Annotated in this window: 17 protein-coding genes; 12 read left to right on the top strand and 5 right to left on the bottom strand. The window is 47.2% G+C overall.

What is annotated here, in order from left to right; translation table 11 throughout:
• Positions 1-259 precede the first annotated feature (259 nt).
• Complete coding sequence (locus tag ACL9RG_RS03895; protein WP_422791280.1) at positions 260-757, bottom strand: N-acetyltransferase; 498 nt, start codon at positions 755-757, stop codon at positions 260-262.
• Positions 757-1,308, bottom strand: a complete 552-nt coding sequence (locus ACL9RG_RS03900) for a DNA-3-methyladenine glycosylase I (RefSeq protein ID WP_422791281.1) — start codon at positions 1,306-1,308, stop codon at positions 757-759. Before ACL9RG_RS03900 ends, ACL9RG_RS03895 begins: the two co-directional genes overlap by 1 nt.
• Before the next feature lie 979 nt (positions 1,309-2,287).
• On the opposite strand from ACL9RG_RS03900, the gene ACL9RG_RS03905 reads away from it, so the two are divergent.
• The 5 genes from ACL9RG_RS03905 to glyS all read left to right on the top strand — a co-directional run bounded on the left by ACL9RG_RS03905 (position 2,288) and on the right by glyS (position 8,054).
• Positions 2,288-2,932 (top strand): response regulator, encoded by a 645-nt coding sequence (locus ACL9RG_RS03905; RefSeq protein ID WP_422791282.1) that lies wholly within the window; start codon positions 2,288-2,290, stop codon positions 2,930-2,932.
• 314 nt (positions 2,933-3,246) lie between these two features.
• On the top strand, positions 3,247-3,945 hold the full coding sequence (locus ACL9RG_RS03910; RefSeq protein WP_422791283.1) for a hypothetical protein: 699 nt from the start codon (positions 3,247-3,249) through the stop codon (positions 3,943-3,945).
• Positions 3,946-4,053: 108 nt separating this feature from the next.
• On the top strand, positions 4,054-4,692 hold the full coding sequence (locus ACL9RG_RS03915) for a LuxR C-terminal-related transcriptional regulator (protein ID WP_422791284.1): 639 nt from the start codon (positions 4,054-4,056) through the stop codon (positions 4,690-4,692).
• A gap of 367 nt (positions 4,693-5,059) precedes the next feature.
• The gene (gene glyQ / locus ACL9RG_RS03920; RefSeq protein WP_422791285.1) at positions 5,060-5,974 is read left to right on the top strand and encodes a glycine--tRNA ligase subunit alpha; all 915 of its coding nucleotides are present in this window, start codon (positions 5,060-5,062) and stop codon (positions 5,972-5,974) included.
• Between the two features lie 10 nt (positions 5,975-5,984).
• The gene (gene glyS, locus ACL9RG_RS03925) at positions 5,985-8,054 is read left to right on the top strand and encodes a glycine--tRNA ligase subunit beta (RefSeq protein WP_422791286.1); all 2,070 of its coding nucleotides are present in this window, start codon (positions 5,985-5,987) and stop codon (positions 8,052-8,054) included.
• 100 nt (positions 8,055-8,154) lie between these two features.
• Here glyS and ACL9RG_RS03930 read toward each other — a convergent pair whose 3' ends face one another.
• The gene (locus ACL9RG_RS03930; protein WP_422791287.1) at positions 8,155-9,054 is read right to left on the bottom strand and encodes a Kdo hydroxylase family protein; all 900 of its coding nucleotides are present in this window, start codon (positions 9,052-9,054) and stop codon (positions 8,155-8,157) included.
• 452 nt (positions 9,055-9,506) lie between these two features.
• Between ACL9RG_RS03930 and ACL9RG_RS03935 the strand changes: the two genes are divergently transcribed.
• The 3 genes from ACL9RG_RS03935 (at position 9,507) to ACL9RG_RS03945 (ending at position 11,620) form a co-directional block, all read left to right on the top strand.
• The gene (locus ACL9RG_RS03935) at positions 9,507-10,220 is read left to right on the top strand and encodes a DUF3053 domain-containing protein (RefSeq protein WP_422791288.1); all 714 of its coding nucleotides are present in this window, start codon (positions 9,507-9,509) and stop codon (positions 10,218-10,220) included.
• A gap of 287 nt (positions 10,221-10,507) precedes the next feature.
• Complete coding sequence (locus ACL9RG_RS03940) at positions 10,508-10,732, top strand: YdcH family protein (protein WP_422791289.1); 225 nt, start codon at positions 10,508-10,510, stop codon at positions 10,730-10,732.
• Positions 10,733-10,825: 93 nt separating this feature from the next.
• Positions 10,826-11,620 carry a DsbA family protein gene (locus ACL9RG_RS03945; RefSeq protein WP_422791290.1) on the top strand — a complete coding sequence of 265 codons (795 nt, stop codon included), beginning with the start codon at positions 10,826-10,828 and terminating at the stop codon, positions 11,618-11,620.
• Positions 11,621-11,746: 126 nt separating this feature from the next.
• Here the strand turns inward: ACL9RG_RS03945 and ACL9RG_RS03950 are convergent, their stop codons facing one another.
• Positions 11,747-13,240, bottom strand: a complete 1,494-nt coding sequence (locus ACL9RG_RS03950) for a UbiD family decarboxylase (RefSeq protein ID WP_422791291.1) — start codon at positions 13,238-13,240, stop codon at positions 11,747-11,749.
• 339 nt (positions 13,241-13,579) lie between these two features.
• Between ACL9RG_RS03950 and ACL9RG_RS03955 the strand changes: the two genes are divergently transcribed.
• The 4 genes from ACL9RG_RS03955 (at position 13,580) to ACL9RG_RS03970 (ending at position 17,773) form a co-directional block, all read left to right on the top strand.
• Positions 13,580-13,768 carry a hypothetical protein gene (locus ACL9RG_RS03955; protein WP_422791292.1) on the top strand — a complete coding sequence of 63 codons (189 nt, stop codon included), beginning with the start codon at positions 13,580-13,582 and terminating at the stop codon, positions 13,766-13,768.
• A gap of 41 nt (positions 13,769-13,809) precedes the next feature.
• Positions 13,810-15,732: a PTS mannitol transporter subunit IICBA gene (locus ACL9RG_RS03960; RefSeq protein WP_422791293.1), complete on the top strand. Its 1,923-nt coding sequence runs from the start codon at positions 13,810-13,812 to the stop codon at positions 15,730-15,732.
• Positions 15,733-15,925: 193 nt separating this feature from the next.
• The gene (locus tag ACL9RG_RS03965; protein WP_422791294.1) at positions 15,926-17,074 is read left to right on the top strand and encodes a mannitol-1-phosphate 5-dehydrogenase; all 1,149 of its coding nucleotides are present in this window, start codon (positions 15,926-15,928) and stop codon (positions 17,072-17,074) included.
• Positions 17,075-17,218: 144 nt separating this feature from the next.
• A complete protein-coding gene (locus tag ACL9RG_RS03970) occupies positions 17,219-17,773 on the top strand; it encodes an MltR family transcriptional regulator (protein WP_422791295.1) in 555 nt (184 codons plus the stop codon).
• Here the strand turns inward: ACL9RG_RS03970 and ACL9RG_RS03975 are convergent.
• Positions 17,757-18,368 carry a LysE family translocator gene (locus ACL9RG_RS03975; RefSeq protein WP_422791296.1) on the bottom strand — a complete coding sequence of 204 codons (612 nt, stop codon included), beginning with the start codon at positions 18,366-18,368 and terminating at the stop codon, positions 17,757-17,759. The genes ACL9RG_RS03970 and ACL9RG_RS03975 overlap by 17 nt on opposite strands.
• Positions 18,369-18,464: the final 96 nt, after the last annotated feature.

The following is an 18,464-nucleotide window of genomic DNA, read 5'->3' on the forward strand; positions in this document are numbered from 1 at the left end:
GGGGCAATCGCTTGAACGTTGCGTAACATCCACAACGTGGTCATCACAGAATCTGCGAATTATGACCTGAGACAGAAAAAAATGTTCCGTACAAAAAGGTGTCAAAACATAAAGAATTGCAACGCAGCGACAAGTATAACTAGCGCAACTACAGCATAAACAGCTGCCTCGGTGCTCTTTATGCGAGAAATGCGCAAACTAAGCACTAAGACAAATCTGTCTTATTTATGGGCTTGACGGTTTGTTTATTTTTGCTGATTTAGCGCGCGTTTTGCCAACGCATAACCCAGGTGGGCAGCTTGGTGCCGGGGTGCTGCGTCTCTTTTACGACGCTAAAATTTTCTTTGTGATAAAAAGCAACCGCGCGGAAATTTTGCTGATAAACCTCGAGCAGCAGGGAAGGGTAATGGTATTTCACTTCGGCCATCAACTGTTGGGCAACGCCTTGCCCATATACGGATTTTTCGACAAACAGCGCGGCGACAAACTGGGAATTAAGCAGGCTGATAAAACCGATGAGCTTGCCACTTTCTTGATGGCAAGCTACCCAAGTATTAGCTGACGATACGAGGGTATCTCGCACCATGGCTGCACTTTCAAACCAATAGGTCGCGGCAATAAACGGATGTGCATCAATAGATGCCTGCAGCCACAACAACATCAGTGGTTCTATATCAGCAGGCTGTACCGGGCGTATCACATGTGGAAAAGTAATATGTGATACGCCCGCTGGCGTAACAGCCTTTGGCTTACTCATTATTGATGGCTGCTGCAATAAGTTTGATGATCGTTCACCATGCCGCTGGCCTGCATAAAGGCATAGCAGATTGTTGAACCGATAAATTTAAATCCGCGCTTCTTTAGCGCCTTGGACAGTGCGTCCGAGAGCTCAGTTTTAGCCGGAACTTCTTCAGGGCTGCGTGGGCGATTAATGAGTGGTTGATGATTGACAAATTGCCAGACGAACTGGGCAAAATCTTCACCGGAAGCTTCCATTGCTAAATAGGCGCGGGCATTGCTGATGATGGCCTCAATCTTTCCTCTATGGCGAATAATCCCGCTTTCCAACACCAGTGTATCAACATCCTGTCCGGTCATCTGGGCAACACGTTGTGGATCAAACTGGTGGAAACAGCGACGATAATTCTCCCGCTTTTTAAGCACGGTAATCCACGACAGCCCGGCTTGTTGGCCTTCCAGGCAGAGCATTTCAAACAATTCGCGGCCATTTTTTACCGGTACACCCCATTCTTGGTCGTGATATTCAATATAAATGGGTTCTTCAGATACCCAACTACATCGTGCCATCAGATGCTTTCCTTTTACCCACTTGAGCTTGTTTGATTATCTTGTGCTTTCTACTCTGTGATCGCAATACTGCACTAAGTAGAAATATTTACTCATATTAGCAAGTGTTCATATTTACACAGAAGTTAGGATATATATTTCTTGTTTAAGAATTTTCCTGTTGGAAATTAAATTTGTTATTAGATTTTTTTGGCTATAAAAACAAAATCATATGATGTTAGTCTTTTGTAAATGAAATGAATGAGGCTTCCTTTATAAGAAAACCAAGGTGTAAATAGTACGACTGTATGATTTATTTTTTCATTATGTACTTTATTTTATTGGTTTTTATACGGCAACGTTAATCATCTTGGTTAGTTGGTGCATGTGGTATTCTTCTCGGATTATGTCTCTAGTTTTTCCAGGCTACTGAGATGATGCCAAATATCGTGATCTAAAGCGGGGAGAATGCGTATTTTGCTGTTATTTAATATCAAGTTAAGCGGTGTGCAGGTATCTCCTCAACAGTAAGTAATAAAATTACTATCTAAAAATCGCGACTATTATTCCAGAGCTGTATTTTGCAATTTATTGATTTTTATGATTAATTTATTATTTAATTAATGATGTAGATTAAATGCATATAAATTAACTTATCGTTTTTTAGGTGGTGATAATCTTTGGTAATATTATTTCAAATTGTTACGTCACGCATGATGCATTATTCTTAACTCAAATAAAGTCTGTTTCAGTGTTCAGAAATGGATTGAGATGGGGCGAAAAGTGCTTTATCTATATTGATTAACTGAAAATTTATTTCCTTAATCTAGCGGGCTGTTATAGTGTCAACATAAGGATTAATGGCATGGCTAGGTCACGGTTGACGGGTATTAGGAAATGTTTTTTAATTTACTAAATTAATTTTCAATGCCGCTTAACGTCATTTGACCTTCGATCCATGCACTGGTTTTCATTCATATATTTAGTGGGACCTAATGTTATGTGTAAAAAGACAACCATCGCTATTTCAGATGACCATCCTCACATCTTAAATTCGTTGCAACATACCTTTTCTTCGTTGCCTGATTTTGAGGTAACGAATGAATCGAAGTATGGTAACGAATTACTAAAAAGACTAACGGATGATCCCACCGATATTGCTATAACAGATTTTGCAGTAAGCAATAATGATAGTGCTTTGGATGGATTTGAGAAGATTAAGCAAATTCATGAGCAAGCACCAGGTGTGAAATTAGTACTGCTAACCTCGCAAAGGAACTCTGCCATTCTCAATAAAGCGTTAGATTATGGCGTTAGTGCGATCGTTAGTAAAGTTGATGATATTGAAGAAGTTGTTTCTGCCTGCCGCCACGTAGTCGAAGGCGAATCTAGCTATTTATCGCCGACGATACGCGCACTCAGAGATGCCAATCGTGTTGACGGTAATAAGCGAGCAATATTAACACCTAAAGAAATGGAAGTGGTAAGACTCTTCTCTTCAGGATTCTCCTTGTCAAAAATTGCCGAAAGACAAAATAGGACGATTAGTACCATATCAACTCAAAAATATAACGCTATGCGTAGGCTCGGTATATCATCGAATACAGAATTGATTCGATATGCTTATAGTCAAGGCCTTATTTAATCGCTAATACCCGATCGCTTATTTTGCTGTCATAGGTGTCTGGGCATCCGTGTTAAATTGTAATGCATGACATTATCATGAGGCGTTTCGCTGATTTTGATTAATGTGGCCATATAGCAAGAGTCATTGAAGTTGCATTAAGGCGGCCAGGAAATACGGCTCGATAAACTCGAATTATGTTATTGATTCAGTGGCGAGCATGGCCAATATAAACGCAACTTCAAGTATGATGGATATGGTATTATTTAATCATCCAGCGAACATCATGAGTATTTAAAAAACTTTGCGAACGAATGGCAAGGAGGCGCTTATCTATGTCTGCTATTAGTACATTTGAACGTTTATCAGTTAAAAATGAAAATATATCTTCTTTTATTAATATGAATAATAAAAGTGAGCATTTCATTTTAATTAATGAGCAATATTACCCTAATGAAATTGCGATACGCTTATCTTTGCAAAAGTTAGGGTATCAATTACAAGATGTCATCAGCGTTGATAAAGTTGATAACCTATTACAAGATAATTGTGATTATGTGGATTTAATCATTATTGGTATAAGCAGAAAAGAACCGTCTCTTATTGATAAGCTCCAGCAAATTTTTAATTTAACCAAAAAGGGAAAGCGTGTTCTGGTGCATTGCCAATCTGGCGAGCGAATGTTTTGGGGACTATTGGTTTCACTAGGCATCAAGGGGGTGATTCTGGATTCAGAATCGGAAGAGGAATTTGCTAAGCTTATTTTTAATTTAGTACAGGGAAATGTTGCTTATAGTACTGAGGTGCACAAACTTATCGGTTCCCAGAGTTATAAGATGCTATCACCTGTTGAAGGGCACCTTATTTTAGATCTTTTATCAGGTAAACGTGTAACAGATATCGCGCGAGTTAATGGCCGGGATGTGAGAACGGCATCTGCGCAAAAAATCAGTGTAATGAAGCATCTTAACATCCATGATGACGGTGAGTTGTACGCGCTGGGCGGCATGATGACTTGCCATTTGGGACAATAAGAGAAACGCTTTTATCGGATAGTTTTGTTCTGGTAGGCAAGCTTATACCCTGCAACTTGAAGTATGACGGGTATATACCATTATTCATTGCAGCAAGGGAGAAGCAAGATGCGGCAACGTTTGGCTATTATGCATGGGAGTCCAATGACGCGCCTCGGTCTGGTTTCAATGAGTGTTGCACTTTCTCCCGGCGCTGAAGTTGTCTGTAATGTAGAATCGATGAGGGCTTTACTTGCGTCAGTATCCGTACATCATGTTGATATGATTATTACGGATATCTCAGGCAAAGGCGAAGGACCGCTTAGCGGTTATAATGAATTATTTAATTTAAAAAAATCTCAACCAGGTTTATTTATTATATTACTCACGGCCTGTGAGAATTATTTTATTTTGAATCGCCTCGTCGAGGCAAAAAATATTGCTATTATCGCTATTGATGAACCCAGTGCTACCTTGGAGATACTATTAACACGCGCGTTAGTTGGGGAGGAAGTGTTAAGCCCGAGAATTCTCGAACTTCTCAATAGACTTCCGCAGCCGATGAATCGTTTGAAAGATATCCTGACTCATAAAGAACGGATGATCTTGGATTATATCTTGCAAGGATATAGTGTATCAAAAATTGCCAAACTCGTTGTTAAAAGTGTAAAGACAGTCAGTGCGCAGAAATTAAGTTTAATGAGTAAGCTTGGAGTCAGTAGTGAAGTTGAGCTATTCGCCAAAACGTCAATTCATAGGATGAATTAAAGCGCGGTAATCTGTTTATTTAATTTTTCACAACGTCTTTAAATATATTTAAATTTCAGTAAGATTAAATTTATTTATTTTTATTTCATCAGTAAAAGCTGGTTTTTTAGAGAATTAATTCAATAAAAAACGTGAAAAATCCGTTTATCCCTTTATCTTTTGTTCATCTCTTTTTCATAAAATGCTTTCGCAGCCATGGCTCATCTTGCGGTGAGCGAGTTGCGCGGTTCGTATCCTTAGTGAGCGATAAATCAACAATTATCGGTTTAAGGGGCAGATGTTACCGGATTCTGGCTGTATATCTTACGGTCAACGGGTATACTGGCGCATCCCTTTTAAACCTACTTGTCTCGCGTGCGAAAACAACATGCAAAAGTTTGATACCAAGACCTTCCAAGGCTTGATCCTGACGCTTCAGGATTACTGGTCGCAGCAAGGCTGCACTATTATACAACCACTCGATATGGAAGTTGGCGCGGGAACATCCCACCCGATGACCAGTATGCGCGCTTTAGGGCCAGAGCCAATTGCTGCGGCTTATGTTCAGCCTTCACGCCGCCCTACCGATGGACGTTACGGCGAGAACCCGAACCGCCTGCAACACTATTACCAATTTCAAGTCATCATTAAGCCTTCTCCAGATAACATTCAGGAGCTTTATCTTGGCTCGCTGAAAGAACTGGGCCTGGACCCAACAATTCACGATATCCGCTTCGTTGAAGATAACTGGGAAAACCCAACGCTGGGTGCCTGGGGACTAGGTTGGGAAGTGTGGCTAAACGGCATGGAAGTGACGCAGTTCACTTACTTCCAGCAAGTTGGCGGCCTGGAGTGCAAACCTGTTACCGGTGAAATCACTTACGGCCTCGAGCGTTTGGCTATGTACATTCAGGGCGTAGACAGCGTTTATGACCTGGTATGGAGCGACGGCCCGTTAGGAAAAACCACTTACGGCGACGTGTTCCACCAAAATGAAGTGGAGCAATCCACTTATAACTTCGAATACGCTGATGTGGACTTCCTGTTCACCTGTTTTGAACAGCACGAGAAAGAAGCGCAAATGCTTCTGGCATTGGAAAAACCTCTGCCGCTGCCTGCTTACGAACGTATTTTGAAAGCCGCGCACTGCTTTAACTTGCTCGATGCGCGTAAAGCTATCTCTGTGACCGAGCGTCAGCGCTATATTCTGCGCATCCGTACCCTGACTAAAGCGGTTGCCGAGGCTTATTATGCCTCCCGCGAAGCGTTAGGTTTCCCGATGTGCAAAAAGAACGAGAAGTGAGAAAACAGCCATGACTGAAAAAACTTTTCTGGTAGAAATCGGTACCGAAGAGCTGCCACCGAAAGCTCTGCGTAATCTGGCCGAATCCTTTGCGGCTAACCTGACCGCAGAACTCGATGCCGCGAATCTCGCGCACGGTGATGTAAAGTGGTTTGCTTCTCCGCGCCGTTTAGCGTTGAAAGTCGCTAACCTCAGCGCTTCCCAACCTGACCGTGAAGTAGAAAAACGCGGCCCGGCAATCGCTCAGGCGTATGACGCCGAAGGCAAACCGACTAAAGCGGCTGAAGGCTGGGCACGCGGCTGTGGGATCACCGTTGATCAAGCCGATCGTCTGACTAGCGACAAAGGTGAGTGGTTGGTGTATCGCGCCAACGTGAAAGGCGAAAGCGTGCAATCGCTGCTGCCAGCCATGATTGCCACATCACTGGCTAAATTGCCGATTCCTAAACTGATGCGTTGGGGTGACTCCGACGTGCAGTTCGTGCGTCCGGTACATACCGTGACCATGCTGCTGGGTGATGAACTGATCCCCGGTACTATTTTGGGCATTGAATCTGCGCGTACTCTGCGCGGTCACCGCTTTATGGGTGAGCCAGAGTTCACTATTGATACCGCTGACCAGTATCCGCAAATTTTGCTTGAGCGTGGTAAAGTCATCGCTGATTACGAGCAACGTAAAGCGACCATCAAGCGCGACGCTGAACAGGCTGCGAAAGAGATTGGCGGTATCGCTGATTTGAGCGAAAGCCTGTTGGAAGAAGTGGCGTCATTGGTGGAATGGCCAGTGGTGCTGACCGCTAAATTCGAAGAGAAATTCCTGGCGGTGCCGGCCGAAGCGCTGGTTTACACCATGAAGGGCGATCAGAAGTATTTCCCTGTGTACGACGCCGCGGGCAAACTGCTGCCTAACTTCATCTTTGTTACCAACATTGAATCGAAAGATCCGCAGCAAATCATTTCCGGCAACGAGAAAGTTGTGCGTCCGCGTTTAGCTGATGCTGAGTTCTTCTTTAATACCGACTTGAAAAAGCGTCTGGAAGATAACCTGCCGCGTCTGGAAACCGTATTGTTCCAGAAAGAGCTGGGTACGCTGCGTGACAAAACCAACCGTATTCAAGAACTGGCCGGTTGGATTGCGGGGAAAATTGGTGCCAACGTTGAGAACGCCAAGCGTGCTGGTTTACTGTCTAAGTGCGACCTGATGACCAACATGGTGTTTGAATTCACCGACACGCAAGGCGTGATGGGAATGCACTATGCGCGTCATGATGGCGAAGCTGAAGAAGTGGCCGTTGCGCTCAATGAGCAATATCAACCGCGTTTCGCCGGTGATGTACTGCCAGAATCTTTAGTGGCTTGTGCGCTGGCGATTGCTGACAAGATGGATACGCTGGCCGGTATTTTCGGGATCGGACAACATCCGAAAGGCGATAAAGACCCGTTTGCGCTACGTCGTGCGGCTTTGGGTGTTCTGCGTATTATCGTAGAGAAAAACCTGCCGCTGGATCTGCAAACGCTGACTGAAGAAGCGGTGCGCCTGTACGGTGATAAGCTGAGCAACGCTAACGTTGTTGATGATGTTGTCGACTTCATGCTGGGCCGTTTCCGTGCCTGGTACCAGGAAGAAGGCCACAGCGTCGATACCATCCAAGCGGTGTTGGCGCGTCGCCCAACCAAACCGGCTGACTTCGATGCGCGTGTGAAAGCGGTGAGCTACTTCCGTACACTGGATGAAGCAGCGACCCTGGCGGCAGCTAACAAGCGTGTGTCTAATATTCTGGCCAAATCTAGCGAAACGCTGTACGACCAGGTAAGTGCTTCTGTGCTAAAAGAGCCTGCTGAGTTGAAACTGGCAACGCACCTGATTGTGCTGCGCGATAAGCTGCAACCGCTGTTTGCGGCCGGTGAATACAAAGAAGCGCTGGTTGAGCTGGCGGCTCTGCGTGAAACCGTCGATGCTTTCTTTGATCAAGTGATGGTCATGGCAGAAGATGAGGCGGTACGTATTAACCGTCTGACGCTGCTGAGTAAACTGCGTGAGCTGTTCTTGCAGGTTGCGGATATCTCCGTACTGCAATAATCATCACAGTTGGCGCGATAAAAAGCGCCAAAATAAAAATACCGGTTTAGGGGTAACCCAAACCGGTATTTTTTTGCCGTAACATCAACGCGATCAGACGTTAAATCAGACGCTGAGAGGTTAAGCTTTCCAGTGTTTTCAACGGCGACGTGGCTGGGTTTTTCATTTTATCGACTTCCAGCAGGAAGGTTTGCTCCAACATAAACTGCCCGGACATGGCCGCATGCGGGGTTTGATCTGAGAAACAGACCCAAGTACTGCCAGGTGGAAATGCCAGCGTCAGTTGGCGACCATTTTGTTGATAATCAGCGTCAGATTTCATCTTATCGTGCATTTGCAGCATCAGATGATCGTAGTGACTACGGCGGCTCTTAGTGATGCCGACTTTATTCTGTATCCAACTGCTAAAAGGCGAGTAAGCGCCAAGTTTCGGCAAGAAACGCTGTGCCAGCTCTGGGAAAGGTTCACCAACGCGCCAAATGCGGTCTTCGTTCTGCGGATTAATATTATTAAAAATGCGCAGAATACGTTGGCCATAATTCGGGCGAGAAGGGAAGGCATCAACGTGGAGGCGGCTATCGTCTTTACGCCATGAACTGTTATTGCGCCACGCGGTGACAGGATGCAAACGCAGGCTATTCGTCGGCGTATGCAGCACATCTTTGTATTCTGGCAGGACGTTGGCGATTAACGACTTACATGCATGGTAATAATTATCCAGCAGCGCCTGTACCTGCGGCTTCTTATCAGCTTGTGCAACGCCATTTAACGCCTTTTGATCGGCCTTATAGCTGATGTTTTTTCTTTTCGGATCAACTAAAGCAGGGTCGAGCAACGCCATCTGTTGCGGGTCAAGAACGAAGGATAGTTGCGGGAAAAATAACACTTTACCTTGTTCCAAGGCCTCAACAGCAGATGTCGTTTCCGAGGGCGGTTGATCCCACTGACGCTGTGAAAGAGTCATTACTGCCTGTTGGTGCGTTAGGTTATTGTCGCTCATCTTGTCCTTGCCAGCTGTCAGCGGAGATCGAATGAAAAATAGGCAGGTTTGGTTACGCTCAAAACCACCAAATTGTTACTAATGGCAAATGATATTACGACATGTTCGCATTTAACATGGCAGATCTTGCTATTTTTATGTGCATGCTTAAAAGATCGGCATGATAGGCCACCTTCTTAGCGCCTGTTTTATCAACTTCTTCCCTGCCGATCGCCCCTCTTTGTAGTATCGGATCGTCAGAGGATGGTCTATTCTATGCAACGTTAGGACAACATACACCCGTCATACTTCAAGCTGCAGGGGTGTTGGCTGCCTTTGCTCGTCCCAGTCACTTAGTTATCTAAGCTCATGGGGACTCTCTCAGTTGCCGCCTACCTGCATCTCGACGTTTATTGGGTATAATCAGCATGGAATCGGCTGGTAAAAGAATTTTGAATCAGGAGTCAGTACAAATGGCTGTAGGGATCAGGAGCAAGGTATTGGTACGCTGGCTAGCGCCTATCATGGCATTGCTCGTCATTTTCCAATTGACGGGATGTGGTGATAAAGAGCCGCAGCAGCGTAAAGCCTTTATCGATTATCTGCAAAATACTGTGATGCGCAGCGGGCAAAACCTGCCGTCGCTTAGTGAAGATCAGAAACAAAAATTTGGCCCTTATGTGAATGATTACACCATCATTCTTAATTTCTCTCGTCAGTTGAAAATGTCTGTTACCAATGGTTTGGTGCCGGCAGTCAATGAGATTGGGCAGATTCGTGTGCCGCAGGACTACATGCAACAGCGTAATGCATTGCAGCAGGCGAGTGGCACGCTAAGTATGTTGCAGCAGCAGATTCAGAGCGCTAAAACGCAAGCTGACACAGCACAGGCGGCATTGAAACAACCGGACGATCTGAAAGCGGTTTACAGCAAAGTTTACGCTCAAGATGTGACCGATCCTGCTAATGCTGTTCTGCCAGCGATCCCTGCTTTTGCTAGCTTTATGCAGGATTTGATTGCTGTCGGCGATTTCCTGAATCAGCAAGGCAATCAGGTGAATTTTGCTAATGGCGGGGTGCAGTTCCCGACTCAGCAGCAGGCGACGCAGTACAATACGATGATGACCGGCTTATTAGGCAAGCAGCAGGCATTACTGACCGCGCAAAAGATTGCGGGCGGGAATTAGTCGCTTCTAGCCGATAGTCGTTTCTAACGATAGTCACGTCGAATCTATCAGCCACGTTGTTCAACACAACGTGGCTTTTTTGTTTTAAATTTTCGTCTGGCGCTACGCAAGATAAGCCACTGTTACTGAGCTCCATCAGTTAAAGATGTGAAAAGATGCTGAGGAATCGTACTTTTATTGAGCAATGTCATGTGAAGAATGGAGATATGAACTACAGTGCGAAGAGGAGCCCTGCTCCGTAGTGGTGTAACAAGGCCACGGTGATTTAACTAAAAAGGAGATAAATTATGTTCCCAGAGTATCGCGAATTAATCTCACATCTTAAGTCTAGCCACCCTCGCTTCCAGTCACTATTTGATAAGCATAACCAACTCGATCACCAGATTGCTCGCTTAGAAGGGCCGACGGGTAATGGTTATAACGATAATGTCGTTCAGCTAAAAAAAGAGAAGCTGCACATCAAAGACTGTCTATACAAAATTTTACTTGAAGAAAGCCCAAAACAGTCGTGAGATAATCGCTTGATTTGTCAGAGCGGAATACCCAAGCAGCTCGCTGAGATTCTACTGATATTAAGAATGCCTTTAACCCACTAAGGAAATTGAATGAAGCGTCACATGTTGACATTACTGGCCTCACTGGTGATTGCACCAGGTATCGCGGCAGCAGCAGATAGCGCGACGGCTGATTTCACGCCAGCTCAGCAGGCTGCTATCGGTAAGATTGCTAGCGATTACCTGGTTGCTCATCCAGAAATTCTGGTACAGGTTAGCCAGAAGTTGCAGGCCCAGCAGCAAGATCAGCAAGCAAAAGATACTCTGACAGCGGTTATTTCTAACGCGCAAGCGTTGGTTAACGACAAAGATACCCCGACATATGGCCCGAAAGACGCCAAAGTAGCTTTTGTCGAGTTCTTTGACTACCAATGCATGTATTGCAGCCGCATGGCGCCATTAGTTGAGCAAACAATTAAAGCCAACCCAAAAGTTCGGTTTGTCTTTAAAGAGTGGCCAATCTTTGGCGATCGCTGGCCGGCTTCTATCAGCGCGGCAGAAACGGCAATCTCTATTTGGCAGAAGAAAGGCGCGCAGGCGTATTTGGACTTCCATAACGCGCTATACGCTACAGGACATGACGAAGGTAAGCTGACCGACGCAGATATCTCTGGTGCGGTTGAAGCGGTCCACGCGTCATTGCCAACGGCTGAACAGCGCAAAGCAACTCATGTTGCCTTGGCTAACAACGATGAGCTGGCGCGTACGCTGGGCTTTGGCGGCACACCTGGTTTTGTGGTGATGCCGGTTTCTGGTGCGACGGCGGATAACACCACCGTATTGCCAGGCGCGGTTTCCGCAGAAGAGTTACAAGCGGCAATTAGCAAGGCACAGGGCGCGAATTAATCCCCCAGCGATGGTTGTTTGACTAAACAATGCTTGTCTGAAAATGGCCTGCCTAAAGGCGACCTTCCGATAACGGAGGTCGCCTTTTTCATTGTTGATTAGCAACAGTGCTAAAGCGGGCGGGTGTTACGGCGTAAAGCCGGGAATAAAGCGGGTGACATCCACCTCTTTAAACTGCGACCGCTGGAACTGGGCTTTGAGTTTAAAAGGCACGGTGCAGTCAAAAATGGTTTTGCAGGAAATCCCAACATCTTGCAGCTGTGGATTAAATGCCGGGCTTTGTGAAGGGTCAAGCGGGTGGCAACGCACACCGGGAATGAATACCGTACTGATATCGCCCTGATAACGGGTTTGCATCGCCCATAGCACATCGTCGGTATCAAAAAGATCGACATCTTCATCGACCAAAATTACATGCTTGAGCTCGCCAAAGGCGGCAAAAGCCAACAGCGCAGCCTGGCGTTGTCGGCCTTCATCCGAGAGTAGCGATTTTTTAAACTGCATTACCGCCAAGTATTTGCCACCGCCGGAGGGATGCGCGTAGACATTTAGCAAGCGCCCGGGCATTGCTCGTTCCACCATATCGAGGATACTGGCTTCAGTAGGTATCCCAGCCATATTGACGTGCTCTTCGCTTGGCCCAATCACGGTTTGCAAAATCGGCTGCTTCCGGTGGGTAATGGCCTTCACCTTGATAACCGGTACCGCTTGTTTTGCCTCGCCGGTATAACCGGGAAATTCGGGCATGGCTTTGCCGGTATTGGTATTTTGATCTTCGCGGACGCGATAATTAGCGATGAGCTCGCCTTCAATCACAATTTCTGCGTTGGCTATCGCCCGCGCGTTGACGCAGACACAGTTCACCAACTCAACCGGTTGATTGCGTAAGCTACCGGCTACCGCCAGTTCATCAAAACCAAGTGGTGTGGTCGGAGGCTCAAAGCAGGCCCCGATTTCAATGGCTGGATCAACCCCGATGCTGATTGAAATCGGCAGAGCATGGCCCGCCGCTTCCGCCTTCATGCGAAACGCGTCCAAGTGGCGTCCTGGTACGAAATACATCGAAATTTCATCGGCGCTTTGCACACACAGGCGATGGATAGTCACATCCGATGCCCCCGTTTCTGGGTCAGAGGCGTAACACATGCCCATGGTGAAATAAGGGCCGGCATCTTCTTCGGTATTGGTGGGAGCGGGTAGCAGCTTACGGATATCGAAGCCGGGAGTGCTGGCGAGATGTACCACTTGTTGGCAACTGGCCTGCTCTGCGGGGATCACAACTGGAGAGATGGGATTATTGACTGAGTCTTTCAGTAAAAAACCTAACTTATCCGCTGCAACACCAAGCAAACGAGCCACGCGCTGACGGGAAGCCAGCAGACCGATTAATACCCGCACATTGGGAAATCCTTTTACGGTATTAAATAACATCGCAGGACCAAGCTTGGTTGGGCGCATCACCGTACCTCTGGCTCCGACATGGCGATAAACACCTGATATTTCTGCATCGGGATCGGCTTCGACATCCGTGCTAATCAATTCGTCAGGATAAGCGGCCAGCAGCGCCAAGGCGGAACGCAAATCGTATACCTCGCCTTGCTTCAATGTGGACTTGATCATGTTTCATCCTTAATGTCGGCGAAATTTAGAACAACTCACCTATTCTTAGACTGAATCAGGCCACTGCTTTTAACTTTTAGCGCTGCCGTTTTTTCTTCTGTTGGCTTCCCCAATGGCTATGCAGAATGTTCTGGTTGTTTTTTTGAGCGTTTTTTTAGGCTTTTACTGAAAATATTTTGTGATCAAAATCACATTTTCATAACAAACAAGAGGGTTGAAAGTGTGATTTTTATCACGTTTTTTTGGCAATGATGTTCAAATTTCATACATAAGACGCCGTTTATCAGGCATTTTTGTGACGTGAATCACCAAAATACGGGGGGAGGCAGGGGGAAAGTCGTGATCTTTATCACGACACAGAGTGGTGCTACGCGTGGTCATAATGGCGTGGTAGAGTCCGCATCGCAGACAGTGGTTATACCCGTCATACTTGAAGTTGCCTCTGCGCTAGCTTGCCGCCTTGATGCAACGCCAATTATTTTGGGCATAGATAGTTATTTCTCACTGTCACCCAATTACAACGTATAACGCGCTCTTATTGTTAGCGCGTACCAATAGGGGTGTGCTCTATGTTTTCACCAGACGTTAAGATCAAAGTTCAAAGCTTTGGTCGTTTCCTCAGCAATATGGTTATGCCCAACATCGGCGCATTTATCGCCTGGGGTATTATCACCGCACTGTTCATTCCGACCGGCTGGATCCCTAACGCGACGTTAGCCAAGCTCGTCGCGCCGATGATCACCTATCTGCTGCCATTGTTGATCGGTTTTACCGGTGGACGTTTGGTTGGTGGCGATCGTGGTGGCGTGGTCGGTGCTATCACCACCATGGGCGTTATCGCTGGCGCAGATATGCCGATGTTCCTCGGTTCAATGATTGCCGGTCCATTGGGCGGCTGGTGTATCAAACGCTTTGACCGTTGGGTTGACGGTAAAATCAAAAGCGGCTTTGAGATGCTGGTTAACAACTTCTCTGCCGGTATCATCGGTATGCTGCTGGCCGTGTTGGCGTTTATGGCTATCGGTCCGCTGGTCGAGTCACTGTCAAAAGTGCTGGAAGCGGGTGTGCAAATCATGGTTAGCCATGACCTGCTGCCACTGACCTCAATCTTTGTTGAACCTGCAAAAATTCTGTTCCTGAACAATGCTATCAACCACGGTATCTTCTCACCGCTGGGCATTCAGCAGGCAACGCAAGCGGGCAAATCAATCTTCTTCCTGATCGAAGCTAACCCAGGCCCAGGTTTGGGCGTGCTGGTCGCTTACATGATCTTCGGTCGCGGTAGTGCCAAGCAATCTGCAGGCGGCGCGGCAATCATCCACTTCCTGGGTGGTATTCACGAAATTTACTTCCCGTATGTACTGATGAACCCACGTCTGCTGCTGGCAGTTATCCTGGGTGGTATGACTGGCGTGTTCACGCTGACTGTACTGCACGGTGGTTTGGTTTCTCCTGCATCACCGGGTTCAATCATTGCTGTGTTAGCAATGACGCCAAAAGGCGCTTACTTTGCTAATATCGCGGCGGTTATCGCAGCCTTTGTTGTTTCCTTCGTCGTTTCTTGTGTGCTGCTGAAAAGCACTAAAGCGAAAGACGGTGACGACCTGGAAGATGCAGCGCGTCGCGTACAAGAGATGAAAGCCGAGTCTAAAGGCGGCAAACCAGCTGCTGCTGGCGTTGCGGGCGACCTGTCTACCGTGCGTAAAATCATCGTGGCTTGTGATGCTGGTATGGGTTCTAGCGCCATGGGTGCCGGTGTACTGCGTAAGAAAGTACAAGATGCTGGCCTGAGCAATATCTCTGTCACCAACATGGCGATTAACAACCTGCCGGATGACGTGGATTTGGTTATTACTCACCGTGACCTGACTGAACGTGCGATGCGCCAGGTGCCTCATGCTCAGCACATCTCACTGACTAACTTCCTCGATAGCGGCCTGTATAACGACCTGACTGCGCGTTTGGTTGATGTGAATAAAGCGGCTGCGCCTAAAGCGCCAGTCGCTGCCGTTCAAGCCGTAGCAAACGAGAGCGTCGCGCCAGAAGTTGAAAGCGATAACCTGTTCCAGATGAGCAAAGACAACATCTTGCTCGGCCTGCAGGCTGCTGACAAAACTGCCGCTATCCGTTTTGCGGGTGAGCAGTTGGTTAAAGGCGGTTATGTTGAACCAGAATATGTAGCGGCGATGCTAGAGCGTGAGCAACTGACTTCAACCTATCTGGGTGAGTCAATTGCGGTGCCACACGGAACCATCGCGGCGAAAGATCGCGTATTGAAAACCGGTATCGTGTTCTGCCAATATCCGGCGGGTATTCAGTGGGGCGATGATGAAGATGACGTTGCTCGTCTGGTTATCGGTATCGCCGCGCGCAATAACGAACACATTAGCGTGATTACTAAGTTAACCAACGCGTTGGATGAAGATGGTGTCATTGACCGCCTGGCAACGGCGACCAATGTTGAAGACGTGTTGAAAATTATCCGCGGCTAAATCCTCATTTAGTGTCCGGAAATATCACAAAGCAGGTCTTTTAAAGACCTGCTTTGTACTTTAAAGACTTGTTTTGTGTTTTAGAGGCTTAGGTTTTGCTTTAAAACACAATTTTATCGTTTTAAGACCGGTTACATAGTTTGAAGCTGAGCAGCTTTTCCTGATTCTTATCAGTCTATATTTGGGAGTTATCATGAAAGCATTACATTTTGGTGCCGGAAATATCGGCCGTGGTTTTATCGGTAAACTTTTAGCCGATGCACATATTGAACTGGTTTTCGCTGACGTTAACCAAGCCGTTCTTGATGCACTCAACAGCCGTAAAAGCTACAACGTTAACGTGGTTGGCGAGCAAGCAAGCGTAGAGCCAGTCACCAACGTCAGTGCGGTTAACAGCACCGGTCAGGATGCGATTAACCTGATTGCCGAAGTTGACCTGATGACTACCGCAGTTGGCCCAACGGTTTTAGAAAAAATCGCGCCAAACGTGGCAAAAGGTCTGGTGCTGCGTCACCAACAGGGCAATACCAAGCCGTTGAACATCATTGCCTGTGAAAACATGGTGCGTGGTACTAGCCAGTTCAAACAGCACGTTTTCAATGCACTGCCAGAAGAAGAAAAAGCCTGGGTTGAAGCCAACGTTGGTTTTGTTGACTCAGCGGTTGACCGCATTGTGCCGCCAGCGGCCGCAGGTAGCACCGATATTCTGGAAGTGACGGTGGAAACCTTCAGCGAGTGGATCGTTGATAAAACTCAGTTTAAAGGGCCGTTGCCGCAAATCGCGGGTATGGAACCGACTGATAACCTGATGGCGTTTGTTGAGCGTAAGCTGTTCACTCTGAACACCGGGCACGCGATCACCGCTTACCTCGGTCAGCAAGGCGGCCACGCGACTATTCGTGATGCTATTCTCGATGAGAAAGTACGTTTAGTGGTGCGCGGCGCGATGAACGAAAGCGGCGATGTGCTGATTAAACGTTACGGTTTTGATGCCAGTAAACACGCGGCTTACATCGAAAAAATCCTGTCACGCTTTGAAAACCCGTACTTGCACGATGACGTTGAGCGTGTAGGCCGTCAGCCACTGCGCAAACTTGGCGCAGGCGACCGTTTGGTTAAGCCTTTGTTGGGTACATTGGAATATAATCTGCCATACGCCAATCTGGTGATCGGTATTGCCGCAGCAATGCGTTATCGCAGCGAGCAAGACCCGCAGGCGCAAGAGTGGGTTGCTCTGCTCGAAGAGTTGGGACCAAAAGCTGCACTGGCTCAGGTCTCTGGCCTGCCTGTTGATGGCGATGTTGTCGCCGAAGCCGTCAGCGTATACGAGAAAATGCACTAATTATCTTGCGTCTGGATATTGAGTGTCATTAATCAGCAGCCTCGATAATCGGGGCTGTTGACCGTCTTACCAGCGCTTACGGTAAGTATTTTTAAGCACAGTTTTGTAGATGTTGTTGAGCGACTCAACGCGTGAATAGTTAAGATGGAAAAAGCACAGGCTTTTGAAAACCGAGTACTGGAAAAACTGAATACAGGTAAAACTGTACGCAGCTTCCTGATGTTTGCCGTCGAGTTGCTGGCGGAAGCATTAGATATGCTGGTCGTTCAGGTCTTTCGTAAAGATGATTATGCGGTGAAGTACGCGGTTGAACCCCTGCTAAGCGGCACAGGCCCGTTGGGCGACTTATCGGTCCGCCTTAAACTGGTTTACGCGCTCGGTGTGATTAGTCGCGACGAGTATGAAGATGCTGAGTTGTTGATGGCACTGTGCGATGCGCTAAATGACGAAAGCCACGAATACCGTTTTACGGATGATGAAATTGTTGGGCCTTTTGGCGAACTGCACTGTGTTGATGTACTGCCGCCGACGCCAACGTTCTTGCGTGCTGATGAAGCGGATGAATCGCTGATTGCCATGCAGCGCCAGCGTTACCAGCAAATTGTCCGCTCCACCATGGTGTTATCCATTACAGGGTTGATTGCGCATATCAGCAACCAACAACCTTCACGTCTTTCTCCGGTTAAACCAGCGCTTTAATGCCCTCATCGACTATTAGCCACAATGCGGTGAGTGCCATCAAGCCGCCCATCACGTAATTAAATGCTCGACGTTTGCCCTCATTTTGTAATGCCAGACGCAATCTGTCGCCGAGCACCACCCACACCAGCACGCAAGGAATGTTGACCAGCGCAAAGCCGATGCACAGCCCTAGCGTTTGCTGCACCGTAAATCCGCTTGGTGGCGTAAAGAGAATCGCCACGTTCATAGCCATGACCCATACTTTAGGATTGACCGCTTGGAACAGCACCCCTTGAGTCCAGCCCATCGCCCGCTGCTGCGATTGACGCTCACCGGGTTTGCCTGAGCGAACTATTTTCCACGACAGCCAAAACAGATAACCACATCCCACAATGGCCAGCGGCAGGCGGATTACCCCCACCCAATTGAGCAGCACCGCTAATAACGAGGTGGTGAGTGCGCATAACGCGGTACCGCCAATCACAATCCCGGTCATCACGGGTAAGGTGCGACGCCAGCCAACATTAACGCCAGATGCGGCCAGCAACAGGTTGTTTGGCCCCGGAGTAATCGACATTACGGCGACATAACTGACAAAAGCGCTATCCAGCATTTTATTTACCCTTGTGTTTATTCTTATTGGCGAGTTGTTAGGATAAAGGAGTTATTAGAGATGGTGACAGAGGCAGAAAATGACTATTGTAATGGA

The sequence above is a fragment of the Rouxiella sp. Mn2063 genome (assembly GCF_049319665.1).
Lineage (GTDB): Bacteria > Pseudomonadota > Gammaproteobacteria > Enterobacterales > Enterobacteriaceae > JBMOUD01.

Excerpts from the sequence above, each read along its gene's own strand:
- ACL9RG_RS03930 (WP_422791287.1), bottom strand. The coding sequence starts at position 9,054 with ATGAGCGACAATAACCTAACGCACCAACAGGCAGTAATGACTCTTTCA.
- ACL9RG_RS03945 (WP_422791290.1), top strand. The coding sequence starts at position 10,826 with ATGAAGCGTCACATGTTGACATTACTGGCCTCACTGGTGATTGCACCA.
- ACL9RG_RS03895 (WP_422791280.1), bottom strand. The coding sequence starts at position 757 with ATGAGTAAGCCAAAGGCTGTTACGCCAGCGGGCGTATCACATATTACT.
- ACL9RG_RS03900 (WP_422791281.1), bottom strand. The coding sequence starts at position 1,308 with ATGGCACGATGTAGTTGGGTATCTGAAGAACCCATTTATATTGAATAT.
- ACL9RG_RS03965 (WP_422791294.1), top strand. The coding sequence starts at position 15,926 with ATGAAAGCATTACATTTTGGTGCCGGAAATATCGGCCGTGGTTTTATC.
- ACL9RG_RS03970 (WP_422791295.1), top strand. The coding sequence starts at position 17,219 with ATGGAAAAAGCACAGGCTTTTGAAAACCGAGTACTGGAAAAACTGAAT.
- ACL9RG_RS03940 (WP_422791289.1), top strand. The coding sequence starts at position 10,508 with ATGTTCCCAGAGTATCGCGAATTAATCTCACATCTTAAGTCTAGCCAC.
- glyQ (WP_422791285.1), top strand. The coding sequence starts at position 5,060 with ATGCAAAAGTTTGATACCAAGACCTTCCAAGGCTTGATCCTGACGCTT.
- ACL9RG_RS03910 (WP_422791283.1), top strand. The coding sequence starts at position 3,247 with ATGTCTGCTATTAGTACATTTGAACGTTTATCAGTTAAAAATGAAAAT.
- ACL9RG_RS03950 (WP_422791291.1), bottom strand. The coding sequence starts at position 13,240 with ATGATCAAGTCCACATTGAAGCAAGGCGAGGTATACGATTTGCGTTCC.
- ACL9RG_RS03935 (WP_422791288.1), top strand. The coding sequence starts at position 9,507 with ATGGCTGTAGGGATCAGGAGCAAGGTATTGGTACGCTGGCTAGCGCCT.
- ACL9RG_RS03960 (WP_422791293.1), top strand. The coding sequence starts at position 13,810 with ATGTTTTCACCAGACGTTAAGATCAAAGTTCAAAGCTTTGGTCGTTTC.
- ACL9RG_RS03915 (WP_422791284.1), top strand. The coding sequence starts at position 4,054 with ATGCGGCAACGTTTGGCTATTATGCATGGGAGTCCAATGACGCGCCTC.
- ACL9RG_RS03975 (WP_422791296.1), bottom strand. The coding sequence starts at position 18,368 with ATGCTGGATAGCGCTTTTGTCAGTTATGTCGCCGTAATGTCGATTACT.
- ACL9RG_RS03905 (WP_422791282.1), top strand. The coding sequence starts at position 2,288 with ATGTGTAAAAAGACAACCATCGCTATTTCAGATGACCATCCTCACATC.
- glyS (WP_422791286.1), top strand. The coding sequence starts at position 5,985 with ATGACTGAAAAAACTTTTCTGGTAGAAATCGGTACCGAAGAGCTGCCA.